The following is a 13,479-nucleotide window of genomic DNA, read 5'->3' on the forward strand; positions in this document are numbered from 1 at the left end:
TGTATCCCTCGATTCTTCAGACGGCGGGCGTATTGACCGCCTTCTCCCGCCGCGTATCGTTCGACGCCTGCGGACCAGACCGGCCCGCCTGCTGAAATTTATCGGGTATATAACCAGTTATAACCTGGCGGGCGCCGTCGACAAGGTCGACAACGATAGGGATTTCTTATCGCGTGGCGGCAGACCGTGTACAGCGCGGATTTGGTCCGCATCCGCCGGCAGGAAGAAAAAGGACTGACGTACCGAACGATGGCCGGCGGCCGGTCCGGCGATATTCTGCGTCGCCGGCATGACGGCCGGCGAAAAGATCCGACGCCCTGCATGCGCGGCGACGCGCCTTCGCTGATCAGCGCGCGATGGCGCATTGTGCGGCAGACGCCGGCGTCTGCGCCAGTTCGCTTGCCGATGAGCGCCGCAGACAGGCCAGCCGGAAGCCGGTGCGGATCAGGCTGAGGTCAGGCTGCGGCAAGACGACTATGTAGGGTGTACTCCCTTCATGCATCAGCGGCAGGTGCGGTGGTTGTGTTACTCACCTCAGCCATGGACTCGTCCCGGCAGGTTTGTCGCTCGCCCGGGTCACATACTGCGGTAAGCGTCTGGAGATGAATGAGAAACGTCCTGCCACGCAGCGACAAATTCGTCGCCGACGAATTTGTCGCTGCGCCGCCGCCTTCCAGCAATCCGAATTATATCGCTATAGCGCAAGGCGGCGCGGCAGGGCGCGCTGTGTTGCGATGGTGCGTCAGCGCGGCGCGTTTGCACTGTCAGCGCGCAGGCGCGCGGCGCTTTCGCCAATCGTTGCGCTGCGACTGCGCGGTGAAAACTGGCACAACGATTGCTTGTCTTGTATATACAAGAATATACACTTAAATCAGGAGCAAAACATGAAGGCAGCATTACGCACCGCGGGCTGGAAAGCCTCTCTGTTAGCCGTTTGTCTGACGGCCTCTCTCGGCGCCCTGGCGGCGGAGGTGCCGGTCGCTATCGGTATTTCCGGCTGGACCGGCTTCGCTCCGCTGACGCTGGCGGATAAAGCCGGCATTTTCAAACGTCACGGGCTGGACGTGGACATCAAAATGATCCCGCAGAAAGACCGGCATCTGGCGCTGGCGGCCGGCTCTATCCAGTGCGCGGCGACCACGGTGGAAACCTATATCGCCTGGAACGCCAACGGCGTGCCGATTAAGCAGATCGTCCAACTGGATAAATCCTACGGCGCGGACGGGCTGGCGGTGCGCGAGGGCATCAGTAGCGTGCAGGCGCTGAAGGGCAAGACCATCGGCGTCGACGCGCCCGGCACCTCGCCTTATTTCGCGCTGGCGTGGATTCTGGATAAAAACGGCATGAGCCTGAAAGATGTGAACACGGTAACGCTGTCGCCCCAGGCTTCCGCGCAGGCGTTTACCGCCGGGCGCAATGACGCGGCGATGACTTATGAACCCTATCTGTCGACGATTCGCCAGCAGCCGCAGGCCGGCAAGGTGCTGGTCACCACGCTTGATTATCCGATGGTGATGGATACTCTGGGCTGCGCGCCGGATTTTCTGCAGCAGCATCCGCAGGCCGCCCGAGCGCTGGTGGAAAGCTATTTCGACGCGCTGGAGATGATCAAGGCGGAGCCGGATAAGTCGTATGAAATCATGGGCGCGGCGGTGAAATCCAGCGGTAAGCAATTTGCCGAGTCCGCCAGCTATCTGCGCTGGCAGGACCGCGAGCAGAATCGCAAATTCTTCAGCGGCGAGCTTGAGGCATTCAGCAATGAGGCGGCGAAGCTGCTGCTGGAGATGAAGGTTATTCGGCAGATCCCGGATATTAAATCCCTCTATGACGACAGCTATGTGAAATAACCTGAGGGAATTGCCGTGAGTAATGAGATCTCTTCCGCGTCGCGCCGTGCGCCGCCCGCGGCGCTGCCAGAGGCGCCGCGCCGCGGCCACAACCCGCTGATGGCGCCGCTGAGTCCGGTGGCGCCGGGGCTGCGCGTGGCGCTCGGCGTGGCGTTCTTTATCCTGTTTTTCGTCGTCTGGGCGCTGGCGACCTTCGGCGGCATGGTGTCGCCGACCTTCCTGGTCGATCCTCTGACCATGCTGTATGAGGGGGTGCGACTGTTTACCGAGTACCAATTCTCGATCGATATCGGTATGACGGTGATGCGCGTGCTGTCCGGCTTTCTGCTGGCGGCGATCATCGGCGTTCCGCTCGGTATTCTGATGGGCGCGTATAAAGCGCTGGAGGCCTTCTTCGAGCCGTTCGTCTCTTTCTGTCGCTACCTGCCGGCGTCCGCCTTTATTCCGCTGCTGATCCTGTGGGCGGGCATCGGCGAAATGCAGAAGATTCTGGTGATTTTCATCGGATCGTTTTTCCAGATTGTGCTGATGGTGGCGGTCACCGTCGGCGCGGCGCGGCGCGATCTGGTGGAGGCGGCCTATACTCTGGGCTGCAGCGGACGCAGTATTGTGCGCCGGGTACTGATACCGGGCGCGGCGCCGGGTATCGCCGAGCTGTTGCGGCTGGTGCTGGGCTGGGCCTGGACTTATGTGATCGTCGCCGAATTGATCGGTTCGTCGAGCGGCATCGGTCATATGATCGTCGACAGCCAGGCGTTGCTCAATACCGGTCAGATCATCTTTGGCATCATCGTCATCGGCTGCATTGGTTTGTTGTCCGATCTGCTGTTTAAGGCGGCTAACCGACGCCTGTTTGTCTGGAGCACGCTGTGATGAAGTACAGCAAATTGTCCGTTCGTCAGGTGGAGCGCATCTTCCTCGGCCCGCAGGGGGAAGAAACCCGGGCGTTGCTGCCGGTGGATTATAAGGTGGAAGAGAACGACTTTATTACTATCCTCGGTCCGTCCGGCTGCGGTAAGTCCACACTGCTGCGCATCATCGCCGGGCTGGATCAGCCGACGCGCGGCGAGGTCTGGCTCGACGGCGCGCTGGTCGAGGGGCCGGGCGCCGATCGCGGCATGGTTTTTCAAAGTTACACCCTGTTCCCGTGGCTGACCGTGGAGCAGAATGTCTGCTTCGGTCTGCAGGAGCGCGGCGTCAGCAAGGCGCAGCAGAAAGAACGCAGCGATTATTATCTCAGCCAGGTGGGGCTGACGGCGTTCGCGCAGCATTTCCCGCGTCAGCTATCGGGCGGTATGCAGCAGCGCACCGCCATCGCCCGCGCGCTGGCCAACGATCCGAAAGTGCTGTTGATGGATGAGCCTTTCGGCGCGCTGGATAACCAGACGCGGGTGATGATGCAGGAGTTGCTGCTATCGGTATGGGAAGCGTCGCGCAAGACCGTGCTGTTTGTCACGCACGATATCGATGAGGCGATTTTTATGGCCAATAAGGTGGCGATCTTCAGCGCCCGCCCCGGGCGGATTAAACGGGAGATCGCCGTCGGATTTGGCGGGCCGCGCGACTATCGAATCAAAACGTCGCCGGAATTTATGGCGCTGAAGGCGCTGGTAACCGAAGAGATCCGCAGCGAAACGCTGCAGGCCATGGAACGCTGAGGCGCCGCTAAATCCGGCGATCGGCCGGCAATGGCGCCGATAGCCTTCAGCGACATTCCGGACGATGCCGGTTTGTCGCTGAATAACATAAACTCGCGGAGCGGGTTTTTTTTGAACCTTTCTTGTATATACAGGAATAGATTATGTCGACTGAAACGATGCACTGTTGTTTAACCCCGGGCGAGGTGGATCTGACCGCGCTGCGCGCCATCTATCAGGGTAACGTTACGCTGACGCTGGCTCCCGCCGCGCTCGGCGCGATTCAGAATGCGCACCGCACCGTGCTGGATATCGTACAGCAGGGCAAGGTGGTTTACGGCATCAATACCGGTTTCGGCAAGCTGGCGCAGACCTCAATTCCCGCCGATCGTCTGGCGGAACTGCAGCGTAATCTGGTGTTGTCGCACAGCGTCGGGCTGGGAGAACTGCTGCCCGACAATGTACTGCGGCTGGCGATCGCCTGCAAAATCATCAGCCTCGGGCGCGGCCATTCCGGCGTGCGGCCGCTGGTGATCGATACTCTGCTGGCGCTGTTCAACGCCGGCGTGATGCCGTGCATTCCGGAAAAAGGCTCGGTGGGCGCCTCCGGCGATCTGGCGCCGCTGGCGCACCTGTCGTTGTTGCTGTTGGGCGAGGGGCAGGCGCGGGTCAACGGCGAATTGATCCCGGCGCCGCAAGGGTTGGCGCTGGCCGGCGTGGCGCCGCTGGTGCTGGGCCCGAAAGAGGGACTGGCCCTGCTGAACGGCACGCAGATTTCGACCGCGCTGGCGCTGCGCGGTCTGTTTGAGGCGGAGCAGGTGTTCGCCGCCGGGCTGGTGGCGGGCTGTCTGTCGCTGGAGGCGATTAAGGGGTCGGTAAAACCGTTCGATCCGCGCATCCATGCGGCGCGCGGCCAGCATGGGCAAATGGCGGTCGCGGCGGCGGTTTGCCAACTGCTGGACGGCAGCGAAATAGTGGCGTCGCACGCCGGCTGCGGCCGGGTGCAGGATCCTTATTCGGTGCGCTGCGTGCCGCAGGTGATGGGCGCCTGTCTGGATAATCTGAATCACGCCGCCCGGGTGCTGCAGATTGAAGCCAATGCGGCGTCCGATAACCCGCTGGTGTTCAGCGACGGCGGCGAAGTGATCTCCGGCGGTAATTTTCATGCCGAACCGGTGGCGTTCGCCGCGGACATCATCGCGCTGGCGGTGGCGGAGATCGGCGCGATTTCCGAACGCCGGATGGCGTTGCTGCTGGATAGCGGCCTGTCCGGTCTGCCGCCGTTTCTGGTGCGCGACGGCGGCGTAAATTCCGGTTTTATGATCGCTCAGGTTACCGCCGCCGCGCTGGCGTCGGAGAATAAATCGCTGGCGCATCCGGCCAGCGTCGACAGCCTGCCGACCTCGGCCAATCAGGAAGACCACGTCTCCATGGCGACGTATGCGGCGCGCCGTCTCGGCGCCATGTGTTTCAATAGCGCGGCGGTGGTCGGCATTGAAGCGATGGCCGCCGCTCAGGGCATTGATTTCCACCGACCGTTGCAAAGTTCGCCGCTGCTGGAGCAGACGCTAAGCGGCATTCGGCAACGGGTGGATTTTCTTGAGCGCGATCGCCTGCTGGCGCCGGATATCGAGCGCATGCGGCGCTGGGCCAGCGAAGGCGACTGGCCGGCGGCGGTCAGCGCGCTGTTGCCCGCCGGCGCCGTTCTGGCGTAGGCGGCAACTTGTCCGGGACGCGCTTCGGCCGGCGCCCGGACCTCGATGCTCAGCGCGCGTCAGGCGGCCAACCGTTCTCCCCCGGCGCTTTCGGCCGATGTTAAAACAGCAGCCACAGCAGCAGGGCCAGCACGCAAACGCCGACGATAAGCAGAAAACGCGGCTTATTGAACAGCGGCTGCCAGTTGAGCGGCAGGGCGGCGATCAGCGGGTTAAGCAGCGGCTGCGGTTCCAGCGTGGTTTCAATGTGGTTCTGGCTTTTCATCCGCTGCAGCCGATCGACAAACAGTATGGTCACCAGCTCGCCGATCTGCGCCGGCGTCAGCGGCGTATTCGGCCCGGCGTTAAAGCGGCTCTGGCTATAGTCCAGCAGCAACTGCTGTTCCTGGCCGTCGGCCGGCTGCCTGAGCGCGCCGTGCAGCGTGGTCAGCGTCGGCGGCGTGTTGAGCTGCAGCAGCGAAGTTTGCGTCTGTAGATACTGGCTCAGCATCTGAAAATTGCGCGCCGGCAGCGGCTCGCCGCTCGTTAACCCCTGCATTTCCAGCAGCGCCTGCCAGATTCGCGTCGGCGGTTCGCCGTTCAGCGCCGCCAGTTTGGTGACCAGTTGATTCAGGTTGCTGTGCTCGGCCGCCGCCAGCGGGCGATCGGCCAGCGCCGGCGCCGCCTGCTGCGGTTGCGGAATCGCGATCTGGCCGTTTTGCAACTGCGACACGACCTGCTGCAGCTGCGTCGAACTCAGCGAACTTAACACGGTGTGGCCGAAGTTCTGGCGGATAAAGTCGCTGACCGCCTGGCGGTTATTGCCCTGCGGCAGTAAATCGGTGAGCTGTTGCAGCAACTGTTGGCGGCCGTGGCTTTCCTGTACCTGGCTCAGGCGCGCCTGCAGCAGTTGTTCGGCCGGCTGAAAGTGGCGGCTGGCCAGCTCGCCGTTGTTCGGCAGCCCCAGGTCGTGGCGCAGGCCGGCCCAGATTTCGGCGGATTTCAGCGTGCTGATGGTCAAAATCTTGACGATCAGGCGCTCCAGCGTCGTGCGCTGCGCCGGGGTGAGCGGCTGATCCGGGTCGTGCGGTTTTAGCGGGGGCGAGCCGCCGGCGCCAGCCGTGCGATCGCCCGTCAGCGGGGGCACGGGGCCAGTTACGGGTTGCATACCGAGGTCCTTGCTTGTCGTTGGGAGCCCGGCATTAGCGCCGGCTGTCTTTGTCGTTACTAATAATAGCAAGCGAGGGCAAGGGACGATATACCCGTCATCGCTGAGACGACCGGCGCGCTTATCCGGACTGGCGCCGGACTGCCTCTTGCCGCACCGCGCCGGGATGGCGTTTAAGTCGATGCGCTCAGGCGCTAATCCAGCGGGTCGCCGCAGGTATCGCGCGCCGCGCCATTGCCGGCGGCGATCTTTTTCCCCCGGCGGCCGGGGTGCGATCGCTGCGCCAGAATAACGCCCAGCAGCGTGACGACGCCTCCGACCAGGTGGTAGAGGTGCAATTGCTCATGCAAAAAGATAATCGCGATCAGCGCGGTGAAGACCGGCGTCAGGTTCATAAATATCGAGGCGGTGCTGGCGTCCAGCCGCATTACGCCCTGAATCCACAGGAAGGGCGCGATCAGCGAAGCCATTATGCCGGCGAACGCCACCAGCGGGATATTTTGCGCCGTCAGCCGTACGCTGTCGGCGTGCAGGAATATCGGCAACAGCAGCAGCAGGCCAAACGCGATCTGACAGTAGAGCGACAGCCAGCCCGGCAGCGGAATGGCCCAGCGTTTAAGCAGTACGCCGTATAGCGCATAGGCGCAGGCGCCGACGAAGATCATCGCTTCTCCCCGGCCGATGCCCTGACGGAGAATGTCCTGCGGATGGCCGCCGCTAATCAGCCAGACGATGCCGCATAGAGACAGTAGACCGCCGAACAACAGACCGCGGCCGGGCTTCACCCGCAGCAGCGGAATACTGATCAGCATCGTCAACATCGGCAGCAGAGAGCCGAGAATCCCCATCATCAGCGCGCTGATGGTCTGGGCGGCGTAGTAGGCCAGGCACTGATAGAGCACAATGCCCAGCAGCCCCAGCGCCAGTAGTTTTAGCGCGTGGCGGCGTATCACCGCCAGATGGCGGACAACGCCGGGCAGCATAAACGGCGTTAGCAGCAGGAATGCCAGCAGCCAGCGATAGAAAGCGATCGCGGCGGGTTCGATCAGCGCGGTGGACAGCTTGTTAACGACGATATTGATTGACCATATCAGTACGGCGAACAGTGGAAAAAGTGCGTTCATTACTCGGTATCCCATTACTCTGCGCAGGGTGATTATCTTGATCTTTCAGACAGCGGGCGCGCTGAAATCTGGCGTAGACAGTTTACCGCTGTCCGTTTTGTTCTATATTGTCTTAATCAGACATTCAGCGAGCGGAACAAGACAATCTGAACGATGGTACAGCATAAACCCTATTATCAGCCGGCGACGACCCTGCACGGCTTCTTTTTCCACGATGAGCAGATCTGCGCCAATACCGAGTATTTGCCGCATCGGCATCCCTGGGGGCAGCTGATCGTGGTGAAATCCGGAGTGCTGGCGTTAAATATCGCCCGGCAGCGTTTTCTGGCGCCGCCGACGGCGGCGGTGTGGCTGCCGGCCGACATGGAGCACTCCTGCTATAACCGCCGGCAGGCGTCGGCGCGCACCATCAATTTTGCCGACCGCTACTGTGCGGAGCTGCCGCGTGAGCCCTGTCTGATCATCATCGGCAGCGTGTTCAACGCCATCGCGGATGACTTCTTCGCCCGCGGACTGGATACGCCGCGCGGTAAAAGCGATGTGCGTCTGTGCCATGTGCTGCTCGATCAACTCAGGCAGGCGCCGCGGCAGAAAAACTACCTGCCGATGTCGCACGATAAACTCTTGCTGCCCATCCTGCAGGCGCTGGAGCAGAACCCGGCCGACAACACGCGGCTGGCGCAGTGGGCGCGTCGGGTTTACAGCACCGAAAGGACGCTGGCCCGGCGCTGTCAGAAGGCGTTGGGCATGACGTTCGGCGAATGGCGCCAGCGCCTGCGTTTTTTGCACGCGGTCTCTTTGCTTGAACAGGGCATGAGCGTGCAGCGGGTGGCGCTGGAGGTCGGCTATAGCTCCTCTTCCGCGCTGAATGTGTTGTTTCAGCATATGGCGGAAAAATCGCCCGAAGGTTACCGGCCGCGCGCTTTTTCCGCCGGCGTCAGAGCGAAAAAACAGGATAGCGATGGGCATCCCCGGCTTTCGGTGGCAGAATAGCAGCCCAATTTTTTATGTCGCAGCCGCCAGGCGGAGAGCAATATGAACATTCTGGTCGATGAGAATATGCCGTACGCGCGCGAACTGTTCAGCCGGCTGGGCGAGGTGCGGCCGGTGCCGGGTCGGCCGATTCCGCCGGACGCTCTGCGCGCGGCGGATGCGCTGATGGTTCGTTCGGTCACTCAGGTGAACGCGGCGCTGCTTAACGGCTCGCCGGTAAAATTCGTCGGTTCCGCCACCGCCGGCACCGATCATGTGGATGCGGACTGGCTGCGGGCGCAGGGCATCGGTTTTTCCGCCGCGCCGGGCTGTAACGCTATCGCCGTGGTGGAGTACGTTTTTTCCGCTCTGCTGATGCTGGCCGAACGCGACGGGTTTTGCCTGCGCGATAAAGTGGTGGGGATCGTCGGCGTCGGCAACGTCGGTTCGCGTTTGCAGCGACGCCTGGAGGCCTGGGGCGTGCGCACCGTGCTGTGCGATCCGCCGCGCGCCGATCGCGGCGACGAGGGCGAGTTCGTGGCGCTGAACGCGCTGATTGAACGCGCCGACATTGTGACGCTGCACACGCCGCTGTATGACGACGGCCCGTATCGCAGCCGTCATCTGGTCGATGACGCCGTACTGGCCGCGATGCCGGAGCATGGCATTTTGATTAACGCCTGTCGCGGTCCGGTGGTCGATAACGCCGCGCTGCTGCGCACGCTGCGCCAGGGCAAAGCGCTCAGCGTGGTGCTTGATGTGTGGGAGCCTGAGCCGGCGTTGTCCACCGAGCTGCTGGCGCGGGTCGATCTGGCGACGGCGCATATCGCCGGCTACAGCCTGGAAGGTAAGGCGCGCGGCACTACTCAGGTGTTTGAGGCGCTGAGCCGCTTTATCGGCCGGCCGCAGCGGGTTGAACTGTCGTCGCTGTTGCCCGCGCCGGCCTTTGCGGCCGTCACGCTCAATCGGCCGCTGGATCAGGCCGCGTTAAAGCGTCTGGTTCATCTGGTGTATGATGTGCGCCGGGACGATGCGCTGCTGCGCCGGACAACCGATCTGCCCGCCGGCTTCGATCGTCTGCGCAAACAGTATCAGGAACGGCGCGAATGGTCATCCCTGCAGGTTTATTGCGAGGACGCGGACAGCGCCGCTTTGCTATCCCGGTTAGGATTCAGCGCCAGCGTGCCGGCACGCCACTGATTATCCATTTTCGACAAGCGCGAGTCAGACGATGGGCCATCTCATCGCCTGGCGTCGCTTCATTTACAGGTTTGGGGAGATAACCACATGTCTGACGGCTGGAGTATTGCTCTGCTGGGCGCAACGGGCGCGGTTGGCTCCGCGCTGCTGGCGTTGTTGCAGGAGCGTGAATTTCCGGTGGGGGAACTGTACCCGCTGGCCAGCGAGCGCAGTGCGGGCGAGGTTTTGCGTTTTAACGGCAAATCGTGCCCGGTGGCCGACGCGGCCGGTTTCGACTGGGCGCAGGCGCAGCTGGCCTTTTTTGTCGCCGGTCAGGAAGCCAGCGCCCGCTATGCGGACGACGCGGCCAGCGCCGGTTGCCTGGTGATCGACTGCAGCGGACTGTTTGCGCTGGAGCCGGACGTGCCGCTGGTGGTGCCGGCGGTTAACCCGCAGGTGCTGGCCGACTATCGTAACCGCAATCTGGTGGCGGTCGCCGACAGCCTGACCTGCCAATTGCTGAGGGCGATTAAGCCGCTGATCGACGAGGCGGGACTGTCCCGTCTGCACGTGACCAGTCTGCTGTCCGTCTCGGCGCTGGGCAAGGCGGCGGTGGACGACCTCGCCGGCCAGAGCGCCCGTTTACTCAGCGGTATTCCGGCCGAGCCCGGCGTATTCCCGAAGCAGCTGGCCTTCAACCTGCTGCCGCTGCTGGCGGATGATCAGGGCAGCGTGCGCGAAGAGCGCAATCTGGTGGATCAGGTGCGTAAGGTGCTGCAGGACGAAGGGTTGCCGATATCGGTGAACTGTATTCAGTCGCCGGTCTTTTACGGCCACGCCCAGGTGGTGCACCTTGAAGCGCTGCGTCCGCTGTCCGCGGAAGAAGCGCGCGATGAGCTGGCGCGGGCGGACGATATTGAACTGAGCGACGAACAGAGCTACCCGACGCAGGTCGAGGACGCATCCGGCAAGGTGCAGCTCAGCATCGGCTGCCTGCGCAACGATTACGGCATCCCGGAGCTGCTGCAGTTTTGGTCGGTGGCCGACAACGTTCGCTTCGGCGGCGCGCTGATGGCGGTTGAAACCGCCGAACGGCTGGTGCAGGAGTATCTGTACTAATGTCCGATATGTCGCTGGCGGCGTCCGCGCCGCCGCTGAAAATTGCGTTGGGTATCGAATATGACGGCAGCCGTTACTACGGCTGGCAGCGGCAGGCCGAAGTGGAAAGCGTGCAGGGCTGCCTGGAGCGCGCGCTGTCATGCGTGGCCAATGAGCCGGTGTCGGTATTTTGCGCCGGGCGCACCGACGCCGGGGTGCACGCCACCGGGCAGGTGGTGCATTTCTCCACGTCGGTGGTCCGCAAAGACGCCGCCTGGACCATGGGCGTCAACGCCAATCTGCCGCCGGATATCGCCGTGCGCTGGGTCAGCAATGTGGACGACGATTTCCACGCTCGCTTCAGCGCCACCGCGCGCCGCTATCGCTATATTATTTATAATCATCGCTACCGGCCGGCGGTGCTGGCGAGCGGGGTGACGCACTTTTATCATCCGCTGGATGCGCAGCGCATGGAGCGGGCGGGGCAATGCCTGCTGGGCGAAAATGACTTTACCTCATTTCGCGCGGTGCAGTGCCAGTCGCGCACGCCATGGCGCAATGTAAATCATTTAAAGGTTACGCGGCACGGCGCCTGGATCGTGGTAGATATTAAGGCCAATGCGTTTGTCCATCATATGGTGCGCAATATCGTCGGCAGTCTGATGGAAGTCGGCTGCGGCAATCAGCCGGAAAGCTGGATCGCCGAACTGCTGGCGGCTAAAGATCGCACGCTGGCGGCCGCGACGGCCAGAGCTGAAGGGTTGTATCTGGTGGCGGTGGACTATCCGTCCCGTTTCGGCCTGCCTCAGCCATCTATGGGACCGCTGTTTCTGGCTGACTGACGCGCGTTCGGCGCCAGCGGCAGCGGACAAATAAACTGGGTTCGTCTGAGGGAGCGGGCGGCGTCGGGAGAGATGTTGTTATGGAATTCATCCATTTTATTATCGATTTTATTCTGCATATCGATGTGCATCTGGCGGAACTGGTTGCGCAATACGGTGTCTGGATTTATGCGATTTTATTCCTGATTTTATTTTGCGAAACGGGTCTGGTGGTGACGCCCTTTTTACCCGGCGATTCGCTGCTGTTCGTGGCCGGCGCGCTGGCGGCGCTGCCGACCAACGATCTGGACGTGCACACGATGGTGCTGCTGATGGTGCTGGCCGCCATTTTGGGCGACGCGGTCAACTATACGATCGGCCGTCTGTTTGGCGAAAAGCTGTTCGGCAACCCGAACTCGAAAATATTTCGCCGCAGCTATCTGGAAAAAACGCACCAGTTTTATGCGCGGCACGGCGGTAAGACGATAATTCTGGCGCGATTTGTGCCAATTGTGAGAACATTCGCGCCGTTTGTCGCCGGCATGGGGCATATGACCTATCGTCATTTCGCTGCCTACAACGTGTCGGGCGCCCTGCTTTGGGTGTTGTTGTTCACCTATGCCGGCTATCTGTTCGGCGATATGCCGGTGGTGCAGGAAAATCTCAAACTGTTAATTGTTGCTATTATTGTTATTTCAATACTGCCCGGCGTGATCGAGATCTGGCGCCATCGTCGCGCGGCGGTACGCAACAATGCGAAGTAAGATAAAACGAAATTTAGCGGCGGTTCCGACCAGTTTTTTGTCCACAGCGTCGGGCCGTTATGGTTTAATGGACGGCATTTATGGTCTGTTCCCGTGAACGATCCCTGACGTCAGTGCCTGAACGCCGCCAGTGCCGGGGCCGCAGGCATTTTTTGTTCATCCTGTCAGGGACGGCACATGAGCAGCGGACTGGCCTCGCCAGGTTCAAGCAGAAAGGTTATCAATGAGCTGGATTGAACGAATTCTTAATAAAAGCAATATCACGCCAACCCGTAAGGCGAGTATCCCTGAAGGGGTGTGGACCAAATGCGATAGCTGCGGCCAGGTTTTGTACCGCGCCGAGCTGGAGCGTAATCTGGAAGTATGTCCTAAATGCGATCATCACATGCGCCTCGCCGCGCGTGCGCGCCTGCATACTTTCCTGGATGAAGGCAGCGAGGTTGAGCTGGGTACGGAGCTGGAACCTAAAGATGTGCTGAAGTTCCGGGATTCAAAGAAATACAAAGACCGTCTGGTCGCCGCGCAGAAGCAGTCGGAAGAGAAAGATGCGCTGGTGGTGATGAAGGGGACGCTTTACGGCATGCCGGTTGTGGCGGCCTCGTTCGAGTTCGCTTTTATGGGCGGTTCAATGGCGTCGGTGGTCGGCGCGCGCTTTGTGCGGGCGGTGGAGCAGGCGCTTGAAGACGGTTGTCCGCTGGTGTGCTTCTCCGCCAGCGGCGGCGCGCGTATGCAGGAAGCGCTGATGTCGCTGATGCAGATGGCGAAAACCAGCGCCGCGCTGGCCAGAATGCGCGAACGCGGTCTGCCGTATATCTCGGTGCTGACCGATCCCACCATGGGCGGCGTGTCCGCCAGTCTGGCGATGCTGGGCGATCTGAACATCGCCGAACCGAAAGCGCTTATCGGCTTTGCCGGGCCGCGCGTTATCGAACAGACGGTGCGCGAGAAATTGCCGCCGGGCTTTCAGCGCAGCGAATTCCTGATTGAAAAGGGCGCCATCGATATGATCGTGCGCCGCCCGGAGATGCGTTTTAAACTGGCCTCGCTGCTTTCCCGACTGACGAACCAGCCGGAACCGTCGGAAATGTCGGAGATAAAATCAGAGGCGGCGACCGCCGAACCTCAGGACGAGGCGTAACACAGGATGAACAGTCGGCCGGGTTGCGCCACGCTGC

General features: G+C 61.7%; 12 protein-coding genes. 10 read left to right on the plus strand and 2 right to left on the minus strand.

Translation table 11 applies throughout. The features are described 5' to 3' along the window. Window positions 1-884 precede the first annotated feature (884 nt). The 4 genes from FJU30_RS20150 (at window position 885) to hutH (ending at window position 5,199) form a co-directional block, all read left to right on the plus strand. The gene (locus FJU30_RS20150) at window positions 885-1,847 is read left to right on the plus strand and encodes an ABC transporter substrate-binding protein (protein ID WP_150436766.1); all 963 of its coding nucleotides are present in this window, start codon (window positions 885-887) and stop codon (window positions 1,845-1,847) included. A 99-nt stretch (window positions 1,848-1,946) separates the two neighbouring features. Further along, a complete protein-coding gene (locus tag FJU30_RS20155) occupies window positions 1,947-2,720 on the plus strand; it encodes an ABC transporter permease (protein ID WP_150436842.1) in 774 nt (257 codons plus the stop codon). Next, complete coding sequence (locus tag FJU30_RS20160; RefSeq protein ID WP_150436767.1) at window positions 2,720-3,505, plus strand: ABC transporter ATP-binding protein; 786 nt, start codon at window positions 2,720-2,722, stop codon at window positions 3,503-3,505. Before FJU30_RS20155 ends, FJU30_RS20160 begins: the two co-directional genes overlap by 1 nt. A gap of 143 nt (window positions 3,506-3,648) precedes the next feature. Beyond that, the gene (hutH, locus tag FJU30_RS20165) at window positions 3,649-5,199 is read left to right on the plus strand and encodes a histidine ammonia-lyase (protein WP_150436768.1); all 1,551 of its coding nucleotides are present in this window, start codon (window positions 3,649-3,651) and stop codon (window positions 5,197-5,199) included. A 100-nt stretch (window positions 5,200-5,299) separates the two neighbouring features. On the opposite strand, the gene flk is transcribed toward hutH, so the two are convergent. Then, entirely contained in the window at window positions 5,300-6,346 is a 1,047-nt protein-coding gene (gene flk, locus FJU30_RS20170) for a flagella biosynthesis regulator Flk (protein ID WP_150436769.1), read from the minus strand. Window positions 6,347-6,540: 194 nt separating this feature from the next. Continuing rightward, window positions 6,541-7,470, minus strand: a complete 930-nt coding sequence (locus FJU30_RS20175; RefSeq protein ID WP_150436770.1) for a DMT family transporter — start codon at window positions 7,468-7,470, stop codon at window positions 6,541-6,543. Between the two features lie 153 nt (window positions 7,471-7,623). On the opposite strand from FJU30_RS20175, the gene FJU30_RS20180 reads away from it, so the two are divergent. From FJU30_RS20180 to accD, 6 genes are all read left to right on the plus strand, one after another. Continuing rightward, window positions 7,624-8,463, plus strand: coding sequence for an AraC family transcriptional regulator (locus tag FJU30_RS20180; protein WP_150436771.1), 840 nt, complete (start codon window positions 7,624-7,626; stop codon window positions 8,461-8,463). A 42-nt stretch (window positions 8,464-8,505) separates the two neighbouring features. Further along, the gene (gene pdxB / locus FJU30_RS20185; RefSeq protein WP_150436772.1) at window positions 8,506-9,642 is read left to right on the plus strand and encodes a 4-phosphoerythronate dehydrogenase PdxB; all 1,137 of its coding nucleotides are present in this window, start codon (window positions 8,506-8,508) and stop codon (window positions 9,640-9,642) included. A gap of 87 nt (window positions 9,643-9,729) precedes the next feature. Beyond that, a complete protein-coding gene (locus FJU30_RS20190) occupies window positions 9,730-10,740 on the plus strand; it encodes an aspartate-semialdehyde dehydrogenase (RefSeq protein ID WP_150436773.1) in 1,011 nt (336 codons plus the stop codon). Beyond that, window positions 10,740-11,561: a tRNA pseudouridine(38-40) synthase TruA gene (gene truA, locus FJU30_RS20195; protein WP_191091654.1), complete on the plus strand. Its 822-nt coding sequence runs from the start codon at window positions 10,740-10,742 to the stop codon at window positions 11,559-11,561. Before FJU30_RS20190 ends, truA begins: the two co-directional genes overlap by 1 nt. A gap of 80 nt (window positions 11,562-11,641) precedes the next feature. Continuing rightward, window positions 11,642-12,304 carry a DedA family protein gene (locus tag FJU30_RS20200; RefSeq protein ID WP_150436774.1) on the plus strand — a complete coding sequence of 221 codons (663 nt, stop codon included), beginning with the start codon at window positions 11,642-11,644 and terminating at the stop codon, window positions 12,302-12,304. A 223-nt stretch (window positions 12,305-12,527) separates the two neighbouring features. Continuing rightward, window positions 12,528-13,442, plus strand: coding sequence for an acetyl-CoA carboxylase, carboxyltransferase subunit beta (gene accD, locus FJU30_RS20210; protein WP_150436775.1), 915 nt, complete (start codon window positions 12,528-12,530; stop codon window positions 13,440-13,442). The last annotated feature ends 37 nt before the right edge of the window (window positions 13,443-13,479 follow it).

The sequence above is a fragment of the Affinibrenneria salicis genome (genome assembly GCF_008710095.1).